At 47.8% G+C, this 23,207-nt stretch carries 22 protein-coding genes; 13 read left to right on the top strand and 9 right to left on the bottom strand.

The features are described 5' to 3' along the window. Positions 1–37 precede the first annotated feature (37 nt). From IEX81_RS01685 to IEX81_RS01645, 9 genes are all read left to right on the top strand, one after another. Positions 38–1,864, top strand: coding sequence for a Na+/H+ antiporter NhaC family protein (locus IEX81_RS01685; protein ID WP_229727422.1), 1,827 nt, complete (start codon positions 38–40; stop codon positions 1,862–1,864). A gap of 224 nt (positions 1,865–2,088) precedes the next feature. Then, on the top strand, positions 2,089–3,564 hold the full coding sequence (gene aspA / locus IEX81_RS01680; RefSeq protein WP_188801232.1) for an aspartate ammonia-lyase: 1,476 nt from the start codon (positions 2,089–2,091) through the stop codon (positions 3,562–3,564). A gap of 232 nt (positions 3,565–3,796) precedes the next feature. Next, the gene (locus IEX81_RS01675) at positions 3,797–4,348 is read left to right on the top strand and encodes a hypothetical protein (RefSeq protein ID WP_188801231.1); all 552 of its coding nucleotides are present in this window, start codon (positions 3,797–3,799) and stop codon (positions 4,346–4,348) included. 199 nt (positions 4,349–4,547) lie between these two features. Then, positions 4,548–4,889 carry a metal-sensing transcriptional repressor gene (locus tag IEX81_RS01670; protein ID WP_188801229.1) on the top strand — a complete coding sequence of 114 codons (342 nt, stop codon included), beginning with the start codon at positions 4,548–4,550 and terminating at the stop codon, positions 4,887–4,889. A gap of 24 nt (positions 4,890–4,913) precedes the next feature. Continuing rightward, positions 4,914–7,319 (top strand): heavy metal translocating P-type ATPase, encoded by a 2,406-nt coding sequence (locus IEX81_RS01665; protein WP_188801220.1) that lies wholly within the window; start codon positions 4,914–4,916, stop codon positions 7,317–7,319. A gap of 67 nt (positions 7,320–7,386) precedes the next feature. After that, a complete protein-coding gene (gene copZ, locus IEX81_RS01660; RefSeq protein ID WP_188801217.1) occupies positions 7,387–7,596 on the top strand; it encodes a copper chaperone CopZ in 210 nt (69 codons plus the stop codon). A gap of 220 nt (positions 7,597–7,816) precedes the next feature. Continuing rightward, entirely contained in the window at positions 7,817–8,929 is a 1,113-nt protein-coding gene (locus tag IEX81_RS01655) for a CdaR family transcriptional regulator (RefSeq protein ID WP_229727438.1), read from the top strand. A gap of 155 nt (positions 8,930–9,084) precedes the next feature. Continuing rightward, entirely contained in the window at positions 9,085–10,518 is a 1,434-nt protein-coding gene (gene glcD, locus IEX81_RS01650) for a glycolate oxidase subunit GlcD (protein ID WP_188801213.1), read from the top strand. Beyond that, the gene (locus IEX81_RS01645) at positions 10,515–11,837 is read left to right on the top strand and encodes a (Fe-S)-binding protein (RefSeq protein WP_188801211.1); all 1,323 of its coding nucleotides are present in this window, start codon (positions 10,515–10,517) and stop codon (positions 11,835–11,837) included. Before glcD ends, IEX81_RS01645 begins: the two co-directional genes overlap by 4 nt. 115 nt (positions 11,838–11,952) lie before the next feature. Here IEX81_RS01645 and IEX81_RS01640 read toward each other — a convergent pair whose 3' ends face one another. The 8 genes from IEX81_RS01640 to IEX81_RS01605 form a co-directional block, all read right to left on the bottom strand. Then, positions 11,953–12,090, bottom strand: coding sequence for a small, acid-soluble spore protein L (locus IEX81_RS01640; protein ID WP_188801209.1), 138 nt, complete (start codon positions 12,088–12,090; stop codon positions 11,953–11,955). Between the two features lie 65 nt (positions 12,091–12,155). After that, the gene (locus tag IEX81_RS01635) at positions 12,156–12,626 is read right to left on the bottom strand and encodes a GNAT family N-acetyltransferase (RefSeq protein ID WP_188801205.1); all 471 of its coding nucleotides are present in this window, start codon (positions 12,624–12,626) and stop codon (positions 12,156–12,158) included. A gap of 18 nt (positions 12,627–12,644) precedes the next feature. Further along, positions 12,645–13,196, bottom strand: a complete 552-nt coding sequence (locus tag IEX81_RS01630; protein WP_188801203.1) for a ribonuclease FAU-1 family protein — start codon at positions 13,194–13,196, stop codon at positions 12,645–12,647. A 421-nt stretch (positions 13,197–13,617) separates the two neighbouring features. Continuing rightward, a complete protein-coding gene (locus tag IEX81_RS01625) occupies positions 13,618–13,800 on the bottom strand; it encodes a cold-shock protein (RefSeq protein ID WP_188801200.1) in 183 nt (60 codons plus the stop codon). 83 nt (positions 13,801–13,883) lie between these two features. After that, the gene (locus IEX81_RS01620) at positions 13,884–14,996 is read right to left on the bottom strand and encodes a Ger(x)C family spore germination protein (RefSeq protein ID WP_188801198.1); all 1,113 of its coding nucleotides are present in this window, start codon (positions 14,994–14,996) and stop codon (positions 13,884–13,886) included. Next, positions 14,935–16,104, bottom strand: coding sequence for a GerAB/ArcD/ProY family transporter (locus tag IEX81_RS01615; RefSeq protein ID WP_188801196.1), 1,170 nt, complete (start codon positions 16,102–16,104; stop codon positions 14,935–14,937). Before IEX81_RS01615 ends, IEX81_RS01620 begins: the two co-directional genes overlap by 62 nt. 57 nt (positions 16,105–16,161) lie before the next feature. Continuing rightward, positions 16,162–17,682 (bottom strand): spore germination protein, encoded by a 1,521-nt coding sequence (locus tag IEX81_RS01610; RefSeq protein ID WP_188801194.1) that lies wholly within the window; start codon positions 17,680–17,682, stop codon positions 16,162–16,164. A 14-nt stretch (positions 17,683–17,696) separates the two neighbouring features. Then, positions 17,697–17,909, bottom strand: coding sequence for a hypothetical protein (locus IEX81_RS01605; protein WP_188801192.1), 213 nt, complete (start codon positions 17,907–17,909; stop codon positions 17,697–17,699). 12 nt (positions 17,910–17,921) lie between these two features. Between IEX81_RS01605 and IEX81_RS01600 the strand changes: the two genes are divergently transcribed. The 4 genes from IEX81_RS01600 (at position 17,922) to ytkD (ending at position 21,243) form a co-directional block, all read left to right on the top strand. After that, a complete protein-coding gene (locus IEX81_RS01600) occupies positions 17,922–18,191 on the top strand; it encodes a hypothetical protein (RefSeq protein ID WP_188801189.1) in 270 nt (89 codons plus the stop codon). After that, positions 18,166–18,987, top strand: coding sequence for an ABC transporter permease (locus IEX81_RS01595; RefSeq protein ID WP_188801187.1), 822 nt, complete (start codon positions 18,166–18,168; stop codon positions 18,985–18,987). The genes IEX81_RS01600 and IEX81_RS01595 overlap by 26 nt, the downstream gene beginning before the upstream one ends. 15 nt (positions 18,988–19,002) lie before the next feature. Continuing rightward, a complete protein-coding gene (gene tagH, locus IEX81_RS01590; protein WP_188801184.1) occupies positions 19,003–19,797 on the top strand; it encodes a teichoic acids export ABC transporter ATP-binding subunit TagH in 795 nt (264 codons plus the stop codon). A gap of 921 nt (positions 19,798–20,718) precedes the next feature. After that, on the top strand, positions 20,719–21,243 hold the full coding sequence (gene ytkD / locus IEX81_RS01585; protein WP_308424055.1) for an RNA deprotection pyrophosphohydrolase: 525 nt from the start codon (positions 20,719–20,721) through the stop codon (positions 21,241–21,243). Positions 21,244–21,449: 206 nt separating this feature from the next. Here ytkD and pckA read toward each other — a convergent pair whose 3' ends face one another. Beyond that, entirely contained in the window at positions 21,450–23,033 is a 1,584-nt protein-coding gene (pckA, locus tag IEX81_RS01580) for a phosphoenolpyruvate carboxykinase (ATP) (RefSeq protein WP_188801182.1), read from the bottom strand. Between the last annotated feature and the right edge of the window lie 174 nt (positions 23,034–23,207).

Genomic DNA, 23,207 nt, shown 5'->3' with positions numbered 1-23,207 from the left:
ACTCATAAAGAATCTTAGCTTAAGGAAGGCAGCCCGTATGCATCCATCTTGGTTATCGCTTATCCCATTTCTTTTGGTCATTCCGATATCAATATTTACACGTCAGGTTCAACCGGGTTTATTTGTAGCATTGCTTGTCGGCAGTTATATCATCGAACCCTCATTTTTTGGCGGAATTCGTAAATTTCTTGATTACATATTGCTGGCTATTGTCAAACCAAACAACGTAAAAATAATTTTGTTTTTGTATGGTTTCTCAGGGCTTCTCAGCGTCATAAAAATGGCCGGCGGAATTAAAGGCTTTGTTGATTTAGTCACAAAAAGAATAAAAACAAAAAAAGGCGCCATGGCGCTTATATGGATTTCCACTCTCGGGACTTTCAGCGACCCTGATTTCCGGATAGTCACAGTAGCCCCTATTATTAAAGCCCTTCAGGAACGGCTGAAAATGTCAAAGCGAAGGGCTGCGTTTATCATCGATGTAACCTCAAATCCCGTTGTTACTCTTGTGCCCATTGCAACAGCATTTGTTGGCTATATGGTCAGTTTAATCAATACCTCATTCAAACAAAATGGAATCAGCGCGCAGCCCTATACGGTTTATATCAAGAGCATTCCTTTTAACTTTTTTTCGTATGCGATCATACTGATCGGGCTCTACTACACTTTTTTTATGCAGCCTAAAAACAAAAAAGAGCCCATTGCCGGTCTCAGTCAGAAAAAATCGGATAGAGTGCCACCCCATCCTAATAATGATTTACGTTCAAATCCGGAAATGGCAGCTGAACCTGATGATTTTTCCGATATTCACGAAACGCGTCTGGAGCATTTTTTATCCGGTCAAAACAATCCCAAAATAGCGCCAACGACTCTGCAAACTAACGAATACGATAAAGTCGGTACAGGGCCTATAAATCCGATGACTGGACAAGCTGAAATCTCTCATTCTTCATCACCTTCAAATCCGACAACCATTGGGAAAATGGATGATATAAAGGAAACCGTGAAGGGAAGAGTGGCCAATGCACCATTAAATACTTCCAGTCCAAAAAAAATGAGAACTGATGATCCTTATCGCCAGCTGTATCATGAAGAGTATGCCCGTCATTTGGGCGCAGCCAATCCGTCTGATCGACCTGAGATAAATGATGCAGGAAATCAAAATGGCGAAGAAGAGAATACACCTTCAAAACCTAACAATCTGATTATTCCAATCGTACTTTTAGTTTGTCTTACACTTTTTTTAAGCTGGTGGAATGGCCGAACAAAAGCGCATTCTTTTACCGAGGCTTTCCTGAAAGTGAATGAATTGGATGTCATGCTTGAATCGGTACTCATCACCCTGATTCTAACGATTGTTCTGGTCATGTTTCAAAAATTCCCGATTGCCAAAGTGGTCACCCATTTCATAAACGGAGGCAATCAGCTGATGTCTGTCATTGTCCTTTTGGCCCTTATTTGGGGCGTTTCAGACGTTTCCACTGATCTTGGTTTTTCTCAGTATATAACCGAGCATATCAGCGGATGGATTCCTCCTCATTTTGTCGCTCCGATCCTATTTGTCCTTGGCGTCTTCCTGTCCTACTTCATTGGTTCCTCCTGGGGAACATGGGGTCTTTTAATGCCTTTGGGCATCACACTTGCTCATCAATCCGGGGCGAACCTTTTTCTTGTGACAGGTGCCGTCTTTGCAAGCGGAACCTATGGTGCGACCTGTTCCCCGCTCAGCGACAACAGTGTGACCTTGTGTACGATGATGGATATGGAGGTCATGAAATATTGTAAATGGAAACTGATACCGACAACAATCGGAGCTGGGATTGCTCTTGTGCTGTTCATCATCGCTTCATTTATCTTTAAATAGCACGATGGAAACGGAGATACTTTTTTTAAAAGGTTTGAGATATATTTCTCGTTGTCTGGAAAATTATAAAATATATCGACTTGTGGGTAACTGTCCGTTTTATTTTATACCATATAGGGTGAATTGGCCGCTTTTTCTCTATAAACTCACTAAAGTTTTATTGATTACGTATATTGCTGATGGAGATATCAGCTATTCATTTTTCGTATGAAGGAAAGAGGGCCATGGCAAACATCAATTTGCGGACGGAACATGATTTTCTCGGTTCACGGGAAGTTCCGGCAGACGCTTATTTTGGGATTCAGACACTGCGCGCTGCCGAGAATTTTGCGATCACAGGGTATCAAATACATGATGAGTTAATTACAGCACTGGCTGTTGTAAAGAAAGCGGCAGCTATGGCAAATATGGATGCCGGACTTCTGAATCCGGAAATTGGCCGGGCTGTTGCTCAGGCCGCGGAGGAAATTATTGCCGGCAGGTGGCATGATCAGTTTATCGTGGATCCGATTCAGGGCGGGGCGGGAACGTCGATAAACATGAATGCCAACGAAGTGATTGCGAACAGGGCTCTGGAGTTAATCGGAAAAAAGAAGGGCGATTATGCCGGAATAAGCCCGAACAACCATGTCAATATGTCCCAGTCGACAAACGACGTTTTTCCGACGGCGACCCATATTGCATCGCTTCAGCTTTTGAAAAAACTTCTGCAGACGATGAAAGACATGCACAACGTGTTTCTGGAAAAAGCGAAGGCCTTTGATTCTATCGTTAAACTGGGACGTACACATCTTCAGGATGCCGTACCGATTCGGCTTGGGCAGGAGTTTGCGGCGTATGGTCAGGCCATAGCAAGGGACATCGGACGGATTAGGAGCTCGGGCCGTGATCTCTGTAAAGTGAACATGGGTGCGACAGCGGTCGGAACCGGTCTGAATGCCAATTTAAAGTACAGGGAACGCGTTGCGGTCTATCTGGCGGGGATCAGCGGCCTGCCTTTGGAAGAGGCAGAAGATCTTGTCGATGCGACACAAAATACGGATGTCTATACCGAAGTTTCAGCCGCACTGAAAATATGCATGATCAACATGTCGAAAATTGCCAATGATTTACGTCTGATGGCTTCAGGTCCGAGAGCGGGTTTCGGTGAAATTGCTCTGCCTGCCCGTCAGCCAGGGTCGTCAATCATGCCTGGAAAGGTTAATCCCGTCATTGCTGAAGTGATTAACCAGGTCGCATTTCAGGTGGCCGGCAACGATCTGACGATTTCGATGGCCTCCGAAGCCGGGCAGCTGGAATTGAATGTGATGGAACCGGTGCTCGTGTTCAATCTGCTGCAGTCGCTGACGATTATGGACCGTGCCTTCCTTTCTTTTACAAACTTTTGCCTGAGCGGCATTGAGGCCAACGAAGAACGTCTGCGAGCCCATGTTGAAAACAGTGTTGGTGTGATCACGGCACTCAGTCCGCATATCGGCTATGAAACGGCTTCCCGGATCGCCCGTGAAGCGATCTTAAAAGGGAAACCGGTTCGTGAAATATGTTCCAAGAACGGAGTGCTTCCGGAAGAAAAACTGAGCGCCATCCTCAATCCTTATGAGATGACGACGCCGGGCATTTCAGGAGAAAAATTGGATAAATACCCGCCTTTACAAAATAACGGCACCCAAAAAATAGAGAGAACAGGCAATACCCCCTGAACCGGGCAATCACCGCGGAACAGTCCATGCATTTTCGGTTGATTCTCAGGGCAAAACAGAACTGTACAGTGTTCGCAGGAGAAAGAATTCTTGCGGACATTTTTTATTCACTATAGGAAAGTATAAAAATTTTAAGGATCAGTGTAAGCGACCGAACAGATCGCCGCGTCCTGCGGCATGTTCGGCATTAGGCCGTCCTGGCCCCCGCAACTAAGCCTTTGGCTTCGCCATCATGGGGTTCAGCGGAATATATCGCCGTTCGGCAGAAAATATCGCCCTTCACAAAAATATATCGCCGTTCGGCAGAAAATATCGCCCTTCGCAAAAATATATCGCCGCTCAGCAGAAAATATCGCCGTTCACGAAAATATATCGCCGTTCGGCAGAAAATATCGCCGTTCACGAAAATATATCGCCGTTCGGCAGAAAATATCGCCCTTCGCGAAAAAATATCGCCGCTCAGCGGAATATATCCCCCGTTCACGAAAATATATCGCCGCTCAGCAGAAAATATCGCCCTTCGCAAAAATATATCGCCGCTCAGCAGAAAATATCGCCGTTCACGAAAATATATCGCCGCTCGGCAGAAAATATCGCCCTTCGCAAAAATATATCGCCGCTCAGCGGAATATATCGCCCTTCGCGAAAATATATCGCCGCTCAGCAGAAAATATCGCCCTTCGCAAAAATATATCGCCGCTCAGCAGAAAATATCGCCGTTCACGAAAATATATCGCCGCTCAGCGGAAAATATCGCCGTTCACCGATAATCTTTGCGTTCTGAATGATTCTTTCGCACTTTGGGCCGATTCCCTAAAGGCTTAAGCGGCGTGGAACTTTTCTATCACCTGCGTATCGGCAGTTCAGCAACACAGACAATGATTGATCATGAGCTAACGGAATAATCATTTTTTATTTTTAAGTTTTTTGCTTGATAAAAATACCCTATGGGGGTATGATGAACGAGGAAGGGAGGAAATCGAATGAATCAATTTGATGACTGCCACTGCTCCCGGGAAGATACAGAACTCAGCTTGCAGCCGGAAAGGTCGCCGGCCGAACCGCGGACAGCCGAAGAGAAGCAAAGGATTGTCAATCGGCTGAAACGAGTGGAAGGTCAGGTGCGCGGATTGCAGAAGATGGTTGAGGACGACCGCTATTGTGTCGACATTCTGATTCAGCTGTCCGCTGTTCAGGCCGCCCTGAAAAAAATTGGTTTCTCCGTGCTCGAACGACATACCAAAACGTGTGTTTCCCGGGCGATTGAAGATGGCCACGGAAACGACCAGGTTGATGAACTGTTAAAGGTTTTGAAACTTTTTTAAAAATAGAGGATCGGGGGTGCGAATATGGCTAAAAAAAAGGAAATGCAGATCGGTATCACGGGCATGACCTGCGCCTCTTGTTCAAACAGAATTGAGAAAATGCTAAATAAGATGGACGGGGTCACGGCGAATGTCAATTTGGCGCTTGAGAATGCGCAGGTCACGCTGGATGAAGATCAGACAAAGCCGGAAGATGTCGCTGAAAAAATTCAAAAACTTGGCTACGGTGTTCGTGAAAAGCGTCTCGATGTTGCGATTCGCGGCATGACCTGCGCTTCATGTGCCGCGCGGATCGAAAAAGGGCTGAGCCGGATGGCCGGCGTCTCTTCCGTCAGAGTGAACCTTGCGACGGAAACCGGCACGATCATCTATCAGCCCGGGATTGCGGAACCGGACTTAATATTTGATAAAGTAAAAAAACTCGGTTACGAAGCCGTTCCCCAGAACGATTCAGGGGATAGTGAAAAAAATAAAGAGCTTAACAGAAAAAGGAACAAATTGATTTTGTCGGTCCTGCTGTCTCTTCCGCTTCTTTATACGATGGTCGGACATCTGCCCTTCAAAACGGGTATGCCCATGCCGTCACTGCTGATGAATCCATGGTTCCAGTTCACGCTTGCGACCATCGTTCAATTTTACATTGGCTGGCAGTTCTACCACGGGGGAGCGCGGGCGCTGCTCAATAAAAGCGCCAACATGGATGTGCTCGTGGCCCTCGGCACGAGTGCGGCCTATCTTTACAGCGTGGTCGGAACGTTTCGCTATCAGTTTGCCGGAATTGCAAATCCCGCGCTCTACTTTGAGACCAGCGCGATTCTGATTACGCTTGTTCTGCTTGGAAAGTATCTTGAAGCCCGCGCGAAAAGACAGACGACAACGGCTATTACCGAATTGATGGAACTTCAGGCGAAAGAGGCGACCCTGATTGAAAACGGCAGCGAACGGAAGGTATCTGTTGATGAAGTCAGACCCGGCGACTTGCTCCGTGTCCGTCCGGGAGAAAAAATCCCCGTTGACGGTATCGTTGTAGACGGACAGTCATCAGTGAACGAATCGATGATTACCGGCGAATCCTTGCCGGTGGAAAAAAATAAAGGCGACAAGGTGATCGGCGCGACCGTCAATGCTAACGGTTCATTGATCATGAAAGCGGAAAAGGTAGGCAAGGATACCGCCCTCGCAGGCATCGTCAGGATCGTTGAGGAAGCGCAGGGATCGAAGGCGCCGATTCAGCGGCTCGCCGATAATATTTCGGGTGTTTTCGTTCCGATAGTGATCGCAATTTCGGTTCTTGTCTTTGTCATCTGGATATCAGCCATTTACCCGGGCGAGCTGACACCAGCGCTTACAGCCGCGATCAGCGTGCTCGTCATTGCCTGTCCGTGCGCGCTTGGTCTGGCAACGCCGACATCAATCATGGTCGGGACCGGCAAAGGGGCTGAGAACGGCATTCTTTTCAAGGGCGGCGAATATCTCGAAGCCACACAGAATCTTCAGGCGATCATGTTCGATAAGACCGGAACCATTACAAACGGAAAACCCGAAGTCACGGACATCGTCACATTCGGCGACATGGATCAGCGCGGGTTACTGACGCTGGTAACTGCTGCGGAAAACGCCAGCGAACATCCTCTTGCTTTAGCGATCGTTTCTTACGGAAAAAATCAGGGCATCCATACTTTTCCCGCACCTGAGCATTTTGAAGCACATGCCGGATACGGCATCACCGCCGAAGTCGCCGGCCACAAGCTGGCGGTCGGTACCCGGCGCCTAATGAGTCAGGAGAAAATCGACATCCGCATGGCTTCCATGGATGCGCGGACACTCGAATCCGATGGAAAGACGGTCATGTTTGCCGCAGCGGACGGTCGGCTGCAATCGGTTATTGCAGTGGCCGATACAATCAAGGATTCTTCAAGACAGGCGATTGCCGATCTGAAGGCGCGGGGCCTCGGAGTCTACATGATCACCGGTGACAACAGACAGACAGCGGAGGCGATTGCCCGAAAAGCGGGGATCGACCATGTTTTCGCGGAAGTTCTTCCGGAAGAAAAGGCGGAAAAAGTAAAAGAGCTCCAGAAACAAGGGCTGAACGTAGCAATGGTCGGCGACGGTATCAACGATGCACCCGCCCTGGCTGTTGCCGATATCGGCATGGCGATCGGAACGGGCACCGATGTGGCGATTGAGGCGGCCGACATTACGCTGGTCGGCGGTGATCTGAAACATGTGGCCAAGGCGCTGGATCTGAGCCGGAAAACAATGCGCAACATACGGCAGAACCTGTTCTGGGCGCTTTTCTACAACGCCATCGGAATTCCCGTCGCAGCGCTCGGTCTGCTTGCCCCATGGGTAGCCGGAGCGGCTATGGCCTTCAGCTCCGTATCGGTCGTTTCAAACAGTCTGAGATTGAAGCGCATCCGCATCTAGCTATGCCCTATTCAGGCATGCACAAGCTGTTCAATTGATTCATCACTGTCTCGAAGGAGGTGATCTTATGGCAGAAAGAACTCTGGAAGTCAAAGGCATGAGCTGCGGTCACTGCAAGATGGCTGTTTCAGGCGCGCTTAAGGGATTGGCCGGCGTTTCCGACGTTTCCGTCGATCTGGAAACCGGCAAAGTGGATGTCAGCTATGACGAACAAAAAGTAAACTTTGAACAGATGAAAGACGCTGTAGAAGACCAAGGTTATGATGTGGTCAGATAAACCGTTGTGAATCACCAGGATGGCGGAATCAGAAAGTTCCGCCGCAAAGAAAAAACGTCTCTTTTTCGTATGCCTGACATACAAAGGAGACGTTTTTTTTACCCAAAAAGAGTCAACTATTTTTTCCAATACCGATTTTTCAGCGAAAACACTCTTTATTCGGCAGAAAGCGCTTTATCCTTTATAATAAGAAGTAGTTAGAGGAAGGCAAGTGTTGATTATGCTGGAAGCACAGCTTGCGCAGAAAATCGTCGGAGAAGTCCGGCTGCTTACTGAGGAAAGCATCATCGTCATGGACCGGAACGGCATCATTATTGCAAGTACCGATGGAGAGAGGCTGGGGCAGCTTCATGAAGGGGCGCGCCTGGTGATTGAAAGAAAAGAAGCGCTGATCATTACCCAAGAAACGGCCGGACAGTGGCGGGGCGTCCGGGCCGGGATCAATCTGCCGATCTTTTTTCAGAATACCGTCGTCGGTGTGATCGGCATCACTGGAAAACCGGAGAAAGTTGCCAATTACGGCCATCTTCTGCAGAAAATGACGGAACTGCTTATTCATGAAAGCTACTATCAGGAACAGCTGGATTTTCGCGAACGGACACTAGAAGGATTTGCGTTTGACTGGCTGAATAACCGTGAATGGGATGACTCGTTTCTCAGCCTAGCAAAGATACTGAATGTCAATCTCCATTGTGATCGCCAGGTCGTTTTCATACGAGTGCCCAAACCTAGCGGGAAGGAGGATGGCCGGACGCTTGCCGTGTTGCAGGAACTTCTTGACCTGGAGAAGGATGATATCCTTGTTCGCTGGGGAAATGATCACCTGCTGCTGTTGGCCGACGTATCCGATCAGCAGCGTGATTTGCCGGGTCAGGTCGAAAAATGGGCGTTCAGCATTAATAAATGGACGGGAGAACAGTCGACGATCGGCGTGGGTTCAGCTCTCCCCGCAGAAAAATTGAAGTATTCTTTTCACCAGGCCAAACGCGCGCTGAACGTGACCGGCAAATTGCGGCCGATCATGTATGACAAAGATCTGACACTGGAAATGATCAGCGACGGCTTGGATAAAGACACGAAGAAGCTATTTATTGAACGCGTGATCGGCAGCGTGCTGTCGGATCAGGAACTGCTTGGTACATTACGAAACCTATTCGCCCACAGGTTCTCATTCAAAGAAACGGCCGACGTCATGCATATTCACATCAACACGCTGCATTATCGGTTGAAAAAGCTGCAGATGGAAACGGGCCTGGACACGAGAGACATGCGCAGCCGTGTTGTTCTTTATCTTGCCTTGATGTTTTTAGATGATCAGACAAAAATTACGTGAATGAAAGCGCTATTTTTGATGATATAAACATAGAAAAAACAGAACTATTAAATTATAATGTTACTAAACAGACACAATATCGTCACAAAAACAACGTGAATTAGACAAAAAATAGAGGAGACAAACTTTACAGCAAAAGAAACGGAGGAGAGAACATGTCTTCAGTAAAAGTTAAAAAGAAATTAAACAAGCTGAAAGAGCAGCTCGCCGATATTGTTGGAACAGAAAATGTTGACGATACAACAAGCGGCAGGCTGGTTTATTCTTATGACGCGACACCGAATTATCAGTCGCTCCCTGATCTTGTCGTCGCACCCGGAAATGCGGAAGAAACGGCCGCAGTTCTCAAACTGTGCAGCGAAACGGAAACGCCTGTTTATTCAAGAGGTTCAGGATCCAATCTTTGCGCGGATACCTGCCCCGTCAAAGGCGGAGTCGTCCTGCTGGTTAAACGCATGAACAAAATATTGGAACTGGACAAGGAAAATCTGGCGGTGACGGTACAGCCGGGTGTCATCACAAAGACCATCTGCGATACGGTAGAAAAGGAAGGGCTCTTCTATCCGCCGGATCCGAGTTCCATGAAAATATCGACAATCGGTGGAAACATCAGTGAAAATTCGGGCGGCCTTCGCGGACTGAAATATGGCGTGACGCGCGATTATGTCATGGCGCTCCAGATTGCCCTGCCAAACGGCGAACTGATCCGAACCGGAGGAAAACTGACCAAGGATGTTGCGGGTTATGATCTGACGCGTCTTTTTATCGGTTCGGAAGGCACGCTCGGCGTGATCACGGAAGCCACGTTGAAGCTTATTCCCAAGCCGGAAGCACAGAAAACGATTCTCGCGCTGTATCAGGATATCGAGGCGGCCGGCCGCTCGGTTTCTAAAATTATAGCGAATAAAATGATACCGGCCACGCTTGAGTTTCTGGATCAAGACACCTTGCGGGCGGTCGAAGATTTCGCCCACATCGGGCTGCCGACCGATGTCAAAGCCATTCTCCTGATTGTCCAGGACGGACCGCAGGAGATCGTTGACCGGGACATTAAGAAAATCGCGGAGATCTGCCGCAGCGAACAGGCCGTGGATGTTCAGCTTGCCGCTTCCGAAGAAGAAGCGGAAAAGCTGGCAACAGCGAGACGATCGGCGCTGAGCGCACTCGCCAGGCTGAAGCCGACCACAATCCTGGAAGATGCCACAGTGCCCCGTTCGGAAATCGCGACAATGGTCAGGGCAATATCGGAAATTGCTGAAAAATACAATGTGCGGATTTCGACGTTTGGTCATGCTGGAGACGGCAACCTTCATCCGACCTGCCTGACTGATTCGCGAAACGAAGATGAGATGCAGCGTGTCGAGGCAGCATTCTCCGAAATATTCGAGAAAGCGATTGAACTGGGCGGCACGCTCACTGGAGAACACGGGATAGGCATGACGAAAGCACCCTATCTGGAATGGAAGCTCGGAGAAGCGGGGTTGCAAGTCATGCGCGGAATCAAGCAGGCGATCGATCCGAAAAATATTATGAATCCGGGCAAAGTGTTCGCAGATGAGTCGAAAGAAAGGATGGTGGCGGCAAAATGATGACGACCTCAGTGAAAAAGAAAATCCAGAAAGAATTCAAAGAGAAAATGGATTATGATGAACTGCTCAATTGTATGCGCTGCGGTTTTTGTCTGCCGTCCTGTCCGACCTATATCGAAACCGGTCAGCAGGAAAAATATTCGCCGCGGGGCCGGATTGCGCTGATGAAGGGGATTACCGACGGAGTCATTGAGCCGGACGACGACATCGCGCATTCTCTTGATCTCTGTCTCGGATGCAGGGCCTGCGAACCGGTTTGTCCGTCCGGTGTGAAATACGGCCGTTTATTGGAAGATGCCCGAAGCATCATCCAGACGAACAAGAAGCAATCGGTACCGGTGAAACTGCTCAGAAAAGGGATTTTTGAAGAATTGTTCCCGCATCAGAACAGAATGGAAAAAGCGACAAACCTGCTCGGATTTTATCAGCGGAGCGGCCTGTCCAAAGCGGTCCGCAAGATCGGATTCATGGAACTTTTTCCTTCAAGCATGGCGACGATGGAGAAAGTGCTGCCTGAGGTTCCGAAACGCAAGGAAATAAAACAGCGTCCACGTTTCTTTGAACACGAAGGAGAAAAAAAGGCGACTGCAGCGTTATTTGCCGGCTGTCTGATGGACACGATGTTCTTTTCAACAAATAATGCAACGATAAAGCTGCTTCAGAAAGCGGGCTGTGACGTCGTCATTCCGGAGAATCAGCTATGCTGCGGCGCTCTTCACGGGCACAGCGGGGAGCTGGAGAAAGCAAAGCAGATGGCAAAGCAGAATATCGAAGCATTTGAGAAGGAAGAGGCCGATTACATTATTACGAATGCCGGCGGCTGCGGCGCCTTTTTGATTGAATATGATCATATCCTCAAGGATGAGCCTGAATGGGCTGATCGTGCGAAACATTTTGTTTCCAGACTTAAAGATATTTCTGCGATTCTTGTCGATCTTGACTTTCAGAACAAGTACAGGCTTCATTTGCCCGAGCAGACGGTGACTTATCAGGATTCGTGCCATCTGCGCAACGTGATGCAGACGTTCGAGGAGCCGCGCACGCTCCTGAAGTCGATTGAAGGCGTGCATTATGAAGAAATGGAAGGCGCGAATACGTGCTGCGGTTCAGCGGGGATCTATAACATTGTGGAACCGGATATGGCGATGCAGATTCTCGACCATAAGATGGAAAAAGTTGAAAAAACACATGCAAAGACGATTGTTACAGCGAATCCGGGCTGTCTGCTTGAAATGAAGCTGGGGATTGAGCGGGCGAATAAATCCGGTCAGGTAAGGGCGGTGCACATCGCCGATCTGCTGCTTGAAGCACTTGATTAAGACCGAACAGTATGCTCATTCGCTGGTAGAGTATGAAAATTGACCATGATTAAAAACCGTGATGCATTTTTATCACGGTTTTTAATCATTTTAAAACGGGGCTTCAGCCACGGTGTTATTTTCCCTTACGTGCACGGTCCTCAAGTTTAGAGGACGGAGCGGCAGGCGCATCCGGCGGCCGTCCCGCAGGATTGACACTTGATGCTGTTTTTCCTTTGTTCACCCTGTATTCTTTGTTTCTTGTCTCAGACACGCATAACACCTCCTGCAGTCATAAACTGCGCTGAGGGAGGCCGTCTTATACAGATATGAGCGGCATTACAAATATTTGAACATATTAATGTCTGTTGCCGTGAAGCCGAGCTTCCGGTAGACGTGAATCGCGCGCTGATTATGGGCAAAAACATGCAGGCTCAGTTTTTCTAGACCGATCCTCCTGCAATAGTGAAAAAGCTCATTCAGCGCGGCCTGGCCGAAACCCTGATCCCGAAAAGCGCTGAAAATTTCAAAATCGTAAATGAACGCGTCTCGTGTTAAATCATTCAGGTGATAATAAAGCCATAACCTCCCAATGCCTCTTCCAAGATCGTCCAAGAACGTGAAAAAATGGTTGTCGGGCGTAAAAAAACCGCGCGGCAGCAGGCGGTTGAACTCGTCGATCGCGTTCTGCAGCGCTTCTTCTGCCGTCCACGTCCCGGTCCGCTGTTTCTCGACGGCATATTCCTGTACCATCCGGCGCATGTAGGGGTGGAAATCAGTCTCTTTCATTTCTGTTATCTTTACGGTCACAGGAAAGCCCCCTGTCATTTAATCCTTAAATGTGCTGCGCAAGTCACGGGCCAGATCGAGAAAATGATCAGGATTGCTTTTAATGAAGTTCACAAGATTTCGTGCCGTCCGCCAGGCCCGATCATACATTTCAGGGGTGATGATCCCGGTGTCGAGCGCCTCGGTCAGTTCATCCTCATCAACCAGATAAAGATCATGGCCCGGAAAAAGAATGATATCCAGATAAAGATCATCAAACCAGAGGACGCCGTCCGGATCGCGTCCTTCCTGGTATGTCACATCGAAGTAACACTGAACCAGCTGTTTTTCTGCGTTAAACATCGCCGTCAGAACAAAATGGGCCGGGCAGGCAGGAAAAAGCTGCAACCAGGAAAAGGACTGATCCACTGTTTTCGTACGGATTCCTCCGTAAATGACCGAAAGAGGAGCTTTCACTTCGTCAAAATTTAGCAGCACGGCCTCTCCGTGAAACGAAGGCCACATGAAGGATTTTCGGGTCATATGGCTTCCAATGATGCGCCGCCACCCCCTTCTGTCGGCGTATTTTCTTTTCATTTTATTCAGCTTCAAAGAATCACCTTCTGTTCCTACCTGTCTATTGTATCGTAACTCACCCAAAAATTGGGTGGTCAAGTTCTCATTTTTTCTGTACTTATAGAAAGTATTACGTTTCGGCTGAATAAAGTATCGGGGACCGGGTTTTTGGGAAAAAAGAACTTCTGCCAAAGAAAAATCCAAGGCAACAGCCTGAAGGATTATACAAAAATAAAGCCTTAAACCGTCCGGGGGAAATCGGTGATGGGATCAGAGTTTCCTCCGATTTTTGTGGTGATGGGATTGATGACGCCTGAAGCGACAGACCGAACTGTTTTGTATAAAAGAAACGCAGGATGCTTCCAGTGAAAAGATTTTCAAAAGAAACATCCTGCTATAGTTAAAGACTGTTTGAATAACGCTTGCCAGACTGAAGCGGCCGGCTCCGTATCACGGGTCAGTCAATGACCGGAAGCATTCTCATTTCCTTTTTCATTTCAGAGTGGCAAAGCGGGCATTTCGGATGACTGTCGAACGAGAAGGCATCTCTCATCCATCCCGAGCATGTTTCACTGGTGCAAGTCCAGACAGCCGTTTCTGCTTCAGGAACCGGTTCTTGAGGGCCTCGATTAAATCCCATGTGTCAAAATCCCCTTTCCTGTTAATCTTATCATTATATCCTATTTAGCCGGATATATAAACGAAAATGCTTAGCTTTCTTTATTACCTTGGCTGTGAAACGCCGGTTTCAACGATATTGATTTTCGTTTTTACGTGGAACCGGGCGTTTGGATAGCGGTCGCTCCAGGAGGCACCATCGAAGTGGCGGGTATAGCTGCGGACAATCTGTCCTAGTTCGATCGGATCGATGCCGCTCTTCTGAAATCCCGCAACCATTTTCTTGATCTGTTTTTCAAGATCTTTTTCCATGCCTCGTTTGATCGTCGAATTATAGTCCTTCGTCTTCAAAAGAGGACTTCCCTGCCGCACATAGCCGGTGATTCGAATCGTGGCGAAAATATCAGGGGTTGCGCTGTTTCCGTTTTTGACAACGTATTGTCTGCTCGAACTGACATTCTCCAGGACCGCGTGTTCGTTCTGTTGAAACGTGTAGTCATAAAAGCCAAACTTAAAGTTTTCAACCAATGTTTTAAAGATGAATGCTTTTTGCTGCCCGTTGATGCGTCCGGCATATTTATCATGTTTAAAAAACATGATTCCGGTGAGCACAATATGATCCTTCTCTCGTTTAATGATCGGCATCATCGGATCCGCATAGCGCCCGTAGTAACTATACAAAAATGTAGACAGGTTGTTTTTAGGAAAATTTTGCTGCTGATTCTGGAAAATCAGATCGTATACATAGCGCGAAATGGGGATGGCCGTTTGATAGGTGGCCGTTAATAGATCTTTGGTACTGCCGTCGACCATGGCCAGGTACATATCGCGTCCGACTTCCGGGTCCTGATTACGAAAATGGATTGTTTTTTCAAATCCGTGTTTCAGGAGGGCTTCGTTAAACAGCATGATTCTTAATTTTCCGACTTTGATTTTTTTCTGGCCTTTAGGCTGCAGGTTTTCCGCGAGCGACCGTCCGTCATAGGTGACGGTTGTCGCCGAGCTCATCATGGACGCTGTCGCAGGCAAACCGCCGCCCCCCGATCCGCTGACCCCTCCCTGGGCATAGTTGGGCGTCGTGATCGTTCCAATCACCTGATTGTTTCCGATATAGTCGTAACCCTCTGCTTCAGCCATCAGGATGTCGTCAATAATATTATCTTCGATGCAGCCGCTGAGCAGCATCAGCATCATGATGATGACTAAGCTCTTTTTCATGAGTCATTCCCTCCTTTTTTTTCAGGATCCACTGCCAGAACAGCAGAAAGGGAATATAGATATAAATAATACACAGGCCGACGCGGGAGACAGTCGTGTTAAGCCAGTCAATTTGCGACCGTTCCTTCATCACCACACAGATCAAGATGAGCAGAAGCAGGACAGGAACAAGGGCGTACTTTTGCTTGATAACAGGTGCGGACTGTTTGATCCCCCGGGAAACAATCCAGACGCCCATAGAAATATTGGGAATCAGAACGGTTAGCCAGTAGACAATGCCAATGTATTCAAAGCGGTCGAACAAAGGAAAATGAATGCTTTTCCAAAAATCAAGCAATGGCCAGATCAGCGTCTGAAGCTCCCCCTGGCTAAAATAGACAGTTCCAAGAACCGTTGTCGTTACATAGACGGAAAGGCTTGTGAGCAGGCCGTAATAGCACCATTTTTCGGCCTGCTGCGGACGTTTAAGGAATGGGTAGAAAAAAAGTAATGACTCAAAACCGAGGTAACACGGACTTAGTTTGATGAATGACCGGGCCAGCTCAGCGGGCGAGTGGTCGAACAGCGGCAGCAAATTGTTAAAATGGGCCTCGGTAACGCTGAAGCTATTAACTAGAAAGAGAGGGAGAAGGTAAATGAAACTGAGCAGGAACGTGCCTGTAATCGTCCGGAACCCGCCCATGACGATGTACCAGACAATTAGGCAGAAAATGGCGGTGAAACTTAGGACCGGCAGTCTGGGAAATACCCACATTTGAAGGAGCTCGATGTAGGCCCGCATAAAGATGATTACGATGCAAAATTCATAGGCTATGATGACGGCGCTGAACAGATTGCCGATCCATGGACCGAAAAAACGTCGATGCATGGCGAACAGATCGGGCATACCGTATGCCTGCTCATTTTTCAAAAGCCGGAGCATGATCCACATGATGACCAGAGTGCTGAGCCCCATGACCATCACCGGAATCCAGGCGTCCTGTTCTGAATCACGCGAGACAATACGCTGAAAGGAAAACACACTGACTCCGACCTGCATGCCCTTGATGATGAAAAGGGCGTAAACGGGCGAGACCTGATGAGTTTCATTGATCCGGAATTGTTTCAAAACGCGGCACCTCCAAGTCAGACTGACAAGCCGACGTACGATTGACGGACGAGACGTTTACTCGTCAATATCCGTTTTCTGTTTTCCAACCTTTTGTTTCGCTCGCTTTTTATTGAAACGGCCGGCATCTTCCGGTCTGAGCAGCATCGGGCGCTCCGGCTGAGAAGTATTGGGTAAACGAATAAAAGAGTCTCTCAGGTCGGTCAGCCTGAGCGGATAAATCGGTTCGATATACGGGCGTCCGAGCGACGTCTGTTTCAGCAAATGACTGACAAAATAAGCGAAACAGAGAGCGATGCCGAGCATCCCCCAGAGCTGCGCCGCAAGAATAAAGGGAAAGCGGATGAAACGGATGGTCGTACCCATCCGGTAGCTCGGTGTCGTAAAGGCGGCCAGCGCCGACATCCCGATAAGAATAAGCAGCACGTTGCTCGTCAGTCCTGCCTGTACAGATGCCGTACCGATGACAATACCGCCCACAATGCCGATCGTCTGACCGACTTTTGTCGGCAGGCGGGCGCCCGCTTCTCGCAGCAGCTCAATCATCAGTTCCAGTACAAGGGCTTCGGCCATCGGGGAAAACGGCACCACGCTTCTCGATGTGATCAACGACCCAAGCAAATCAATTGGTATCAGCTGATAATGGTAGGTAAGCACGGCGACATACATCGGTGAAGAGAAGACGGAAAAAGCGACAGCGAACAAGCGCAGGAGACGGGTGAAAGTTGCTATATACCAGGAAATGAAGTAATCATCGAAGGCAATAAAAAACTCAATTATTGTTGTCGGCAGCATCAGCGCGTTCGGCGACCCGTCAACAAGAACCGCAACCTTTCCCTCATACAGCGCGTTAACCGTTCGGTCCGGGCGTTCCGTGTCGATAAACTGAGGGAAGGGCGAATGGCTGTTGTCGGCAACCAGCTGGGAAAGAGCCGATGTATCTGTCAGATGGTCCAGTTCGAGATCCTGCAGACGCTGCCGGACCGTATTGACATTTTCCTTACTGGCAACGCCGTCGATGTAGGCTATACAGACGCGTGTATTCGAGATCTTGCCGATCCGCATTTGTTCAATCGTGAACTGCGGAATGGGGATGTGCTTTCGCATCAGGCTGATGTTCGTATCGAGTGCTTCGACAAATGACTCTTTCGGACCGAACACGCTCGTTTCAACTTCCGGCGGCTCAACCTGGCGGCTTTCCCTTAAGACAGTCGGAACAATCAGACATTTTGGACTGTCCTCTCTTTCCTGAATAATAATGCTTCCTTCCATCAGCTTGGACTGAACCGTTTTCAGATCCGTCGTCTGCTCGACTTTTTCAACAGGTATCCGTTCCTGGATATCAGAAAGGCTGTGAACGTGTTCATCATATAAAAAGGGCAGTACATCACGGTGCACCGATTCGACATTGACGAGCGAATTGAAAAATGATATCCAGCATTGGAAACTTCCCCGGCTGTGCCGATAATGGGAGAAATCGGGGTGATCTTTGAGCCGGAGCAGCAAATCTGTCATGGTCTTAGGTGCCGCACTCTCATCCTGTTTCATTTCCTGATTTTTTCTTTTATTCCAGAACATGACGGTCCCTCACATTAGGATTCTTGTTTCTTTTTCCCGGATGATTGATATTTCTTCTTCTCCTGTTTCCGCTCCTCAATCACGATAACCCAAAAAGGAACGACACACGTCCAGAGGATAAGCGCGTATGTCGTGATTTGCGTAAACATGTCCAATCTCAAGGAGGCGCCCGTGAAAAAGATGAAGAGCAGGAGAAAGTAGCTGAGAAACAGAAAGGCGCTGAACATGGATCTTCCTCCTTGAAAACAAGAAATAAACCGGCCGCAACGAGAAACGGCAATCGAATAACTGGTGGTAGTTTTCCCTGGAAAAAGCAAATCATGCACGTTGAAAAAGGCGGTTTTTCAATAATGAATGCGCCGCATTGGCACATTAAGGCGGGTTTCCTTTTTTACCGAAGCTGTGTTAAAGTATTTGATGGAGGTTTTGCGGAGCCTGCCATGAAAAATACGCATGACTTTAGCGATGCGGAAGGATTAAACTATGAAATCTGCCTGGAAAGTGATTAAAGAGCAGGTCGGCAACTTTTATCTGATCAGAAGGCTGTCGCTCTACGAACTGAAAAGTGAGAACAGCAACAATTATTTAGGTATGTTATGGGTCATTCTTAACCCGACCATTCAGATTCTTATTTATTGGCTTGTTTTTGGCTATATTTTGAGCCGGAATACGAGAATATATATGGGACACGGTTTAGAGGTTCCCTACATTGTCTGGCTGATTTCCGGAATTTTTCTCTGGTTTTTTCTCAATCAGGCCATCATGGAAGGCGGGAGATCCATTTATTCGCGGATCTGGTTTATCGCCAAGATGAATTTTCCGATGAGCACGATTCCGAGCTATATCATTTTCGAGAAATTTTACCAGCATTTAATGCTAACAGCCGTCGTCGTCGTGATTTTACAGTTTACGGATTACAAAATCAGTCTCTATATTATTCAACTGCCCTATTTCATGTTTGCGGCGCTGGCCTTTCTGCTGTCCGCATCACTGATTACGTCGACGCTTACGACCATTGTCCGCGATCTGCAGCAGATCCTGATTTCGCTGATGCGCATGATGATCTATCTGACACCGTTTCTGTGGGCACCGTCCAAGCTGCCCCATTTTCTGCAGAATGTGATGCTGCTCAATCCGATGTATTATCTTGTCGAGGGGTATCGAGCCGCACTTCTCGGCATATCGTGGTACGGCATTGAACATATAAAATACACAGCTTATTTTTGGGCTGTCGTCATTCTGATGTTCATTTTCGGTTCAGCGATCCATATGAAATTCAGGGATCACTTCGTAGACTATCTGTAAGGTGGACAGGTCATAATGGAAAAATCGGTTATCGTGAGCCACGTCACGAAAAAATATAAAATGTACAGTAAAAACTCTGAGAAGATCCTTGACCTTATTTCTCCAAAGAGCTTCGGCAAATCGTTTTACGCGCTTCAGGACATCAGCTTTGAGGCAAACAAGGGCGATGTCATCGGCATCATCGGTGTCAACGGTTCCGGGAAATCAACTCTGTCCAACATCATTGCCGGCGTTGTCCCGCCTACATCGGGTACGATAACTGTAAGGGGAGAAACGGCGCTGATTGCGATTGCTTCGGGTCTGAAAGGGGAGCTGACCGGAAGAGAAAACATTGAACTGAAATGCCTGATGCTCGGATTCAATAAAAATGAAATCAAAGAACTGACGCCTGATATCATTGAATTTGCCGATATCGGTGATTTTATCGATCAGCCGGTTAAAACATACTCGAGCGGGATGCGCTCAAGGCTCGGCTTTGCTATCTCGATCCACATTGATCCTGATGTGCTGATCATTGATGAAGCGCTGTCCGTCGGCGACCAGACGTTTGCCGAAAAGTGTCTGGACAAAATGAATGAGTTCAAGAAAAGCGGGAAGACGATTTTCTTTATCAGTCACTCGATTGGACAAATGAAACAATTCTGTGAAAAAGCGCTGTGGATCCAGTACGGGCGCATCGACGACTACGGGCTGATGAAAGATGTTATGCCTAAATATGAAGCATTCATCAAAGACTTTAAGAAAATGAGCAGGCAGGAGCAAATTGATTTTCAGGAGAAAGTAAGACAGAGCCGCATGGTTAACGCTTAAGGCGCTGAGTAGACGTCCGGATTTCACGTACGGACGAACCACATCATGTCGGGCTTAATCAGGTTTTTTGAACGTTGGCCGCTTGTAAAATGAAAAAAATCCCGCTCCTACGAGCGGGATTTTTAATAAAGTGTATTGGGGTTAGGGTTATAGATAATATAACCGTTTTTCGGCAACCTGAAACTTCATTTTTGACTTTTTCCTATGATAATAGTCACTTTTTTGGCAGAATTGCACACTTTTCTGCATTCTTGATGTATAGTATAAATATCGATGATTAAATTTGTGAAAATAAGTGCATTCTAAAATAAGTATAAAAGTTATCCGAATCCTTACGGCGCCACTTAAAAAAATCATGTTTTTTTGCATGTCATAAAGCAGTTGAGTCCCTTGAAAGCGATGTTACCGCAATCCGCCTGCTTTTTTAAAGCGCAAAAAAAGGAAAGCAGATCCGGAATAGGAACAGAACAATCCGTGACGGGAAAGGAGCGAAGGGTTTGGGCCGGATTTTTTGAAAACGTTTACTTATCCGGCTGCCCGATAGAGCATGAACAATATTAATTTATTAAGAACCGCAGTTGAAAATCGAAAAAAATATCTGATTGAAATGCTCAAGACCCACAAGGTTACCAGCGATCCAGGCAGTTTGAACAGATGGACGCTGTCTGAACTTGAAAATGAATGGAAACGCTATCAAAAATGGCGGAGCAAAGATATCGGATAAGTTGCGCGTTACATGGCCTATATGAAAACAGGCGGAACCGGGAAAAGCTCGGGGAAAAACGTGGTACAATAAGACAGACGGATCATTCATCCCCTTATCCGCGGGCAGAGAATGGTCAGTAAAATCGCTGGAAAAAAAAGCCGGCAGGCGGCTGCCGACTTTTCGGTGATGGTGAACGAACTGGGGAGGCTTTTTTTTTGGGTGAAATCAAAACATTCCATGATTTTTACGGAAACAGAGTCAGCCTTGCTGTCGCTGGCTATCCTTTTTCTGAGCATCCGAAGCATGTGTGGGTCATATGCCGTTTTCATGAGCAATGGCTGCTCACGCTCCACTCCAGACGAGGTCTCGAATTTCCGGGGGGCAAGGTGGAAAAGAGTGAGCATGCGGATGATGCCGCACGCCGGGAAGTCGAAGAAGAGACAGGTGCACACATCGGCCGCCTGTTTCCGATCGGACAATATCGTGTTGACGGAAGAAACGAATCCATTATCAAGAATATTTATTACGCCGAGATCGACCGGATTGAGCTGAAAAACAGTTATCTGGAAACAAGAGGTCCGCGTTTTATCAGCAGGCTGCCCGATTCGATTGCAACAGACAGAAGGTACAGTTTTTTGATGAAAGACCGCGTGCTTTCCGAGTCAATGAAGGTGATCAGTTCCGAGCAGTTCAGCAGGCACCCCGCATGGGATATTCACCAGGACATATTTAATTATTAGAAAACTTGGCGAAGCGGGGCCTTTGACGCAGGCTGAGCCTTAGTTGCGGGGGCCAGGACGGCCTAATGCCGAACATGCCACAGGACGCGGCGATCTGTTCGGTCGCTTACATGATAATCCTTAAAGTTTTTATTCTTTCCTATAGTGTTAGAAAAGACATCGCACCCCATTACAAGGTGCGATGTCTTTTGACGATTGGAAATTAATCATTCAGCCAGAGGCCCTGCAGACCGGATGACTTCGGATGCCTCGGGAAAATGGCTGAAGTTGTTTTTAAACTTCTTCGCAAGCTGCCGGGCGCTTTTGTCGTAAGCATCTCGGTCGGGCCATGTCTCCCACGGCATCAGGACTCGGTCGGGAACGCCCGGGCATTTTTTCGGAATGTGCAGGCCGAAGATCGGATCGGTGACCGTCTCCGCATTGGATAATTTTCCTTCCAGCGCGGCCTGAATCATCATTCTTGTATAGGCCAGCTTCATTCTGTTTCCTACACCGTAAGGTCCGCCTGTCCAGCCTGTATTGACCAAATAAGCGCTCGCAAAATGTTTTTTTATTCTTGCGCCCAGCAATTCGGCGTATGTCGATGCCGGAAGCGGCATAAACGGTGCTCCGAAGCAGGTTGAAAAAGTAGCCTCAGGATCCGTGACGCCTCTCTCAGTACCGGCAAGCTTGCTTGTGTATCCTGAAAGAAACTGGTACATGGCCTGTTCGACCGTAAGCAGGCTGATTGGCGGCAGCACTCCGAATGCATCTGCCGTCAAAAAAATAATGGCATTTGGGTGCCCACCGACGCTCGGAATCAGCGCATTCGGGACATTTTCAAGCGAATAGGCGGCCCGGGTGTTCTCTGTCAGAGAGCCGTTGTCATAGTCAGGTGTGCGGTCATCGTGATGTATGATAACGTTTTCAAGAACAGAGGCAAATTGGATGCTGTTGTAAATCTGAGGCTCTTTATCTTTTGAAAGGCGGATCGTTTTTGCGTAGCAGCCACCTTCAATGTTGAACACACCTTGATCCGACCAGCCGTGTTCATCATCGCCGATTAAGTCGCGGTCGGGCACGTTGGATAAAGTCGTTTTTCCTGTTCCGGAAAGACCGAAAAATAAGGCGACTTTTCCATCCTTTCCCTGGTTCGCCGAGCAGTGCATCGACATGACATGTTCCTGGGGAAGCAGATAGTTCATCACAGTAAAGATCGATTTCTTAATTTCGCCCCCGTATTCGGTGCCGCCGATCAGAACCATGCGATGGGTGAAGGAAATAATGATAAATGCTTCGGAACGGGTACCGTCAACTGCCGGATCCGCTTTGAATCCCGGAGCGGCAAGAACGGTGAAATCGGCGTTGTGGCTCTTCAGTTCATCCGGAGTGGCGCAAATGAACAGCTGACGGCAGAACAGGTTCTGCCAGGCGTATTCGTTGACAACCTGAATAGAAAGACGATGTTTCGGATCCGCCCCGGCAAAACCCTGAAAAACAAAACGATCCTCCCGGCTATTCAAGTAGCGAACCACTTTTTGATAAAGCCTGGTAAAAACAGATTCGCTGATCGCCTGGTTCCGGCTCCAGTCAATTTTGCTCTGTGTTGTTTCATCTTTTACGAAGAATTTGTCCTCGGGAGACCGTCCTGTATATTTTCCGGTGGTCACAACCAAGGCACCCTTGTCCGTTAAAGCGCCTTCATTTTTAGCAAGCGCTTTCTCCACGAGCTCTGCAGAAGACAGATTCACGAACGTGTTCCTCGTTTTGAATAGTCCAGAGATGAGCGTATTAGAAACCGTCGCATTCATAATAACATCCCTTCCTTGTATATGGCATCATGCTACCGACAACTAAAGTATAGCACACTTAAAAAGTGATCAATAATTATTTTTGAAAAATTGCAAAGACATATTGTTGACGCTTCCGAAATTAATTTTGCTGAAAATGGTCTTCTGGATAGCGCCGAAGTACCAAACAAATTT

Origin of the sequence: Sporolactobacillus putidus, from assembly GCF_014647035.1 — a bacterium.
Classification (GTDB): Bacteria; Bacillota; Bacilli; order Bacillales; family Sporolactobacillaceae; genus Sporolactobacillus; species Sporolactobacillus putidus.
The sequence above is the reverse complement of the archived record's forward strand: the minus strand, read 5'-3'. Positions and strand labels throughout refer to the sequence as shown.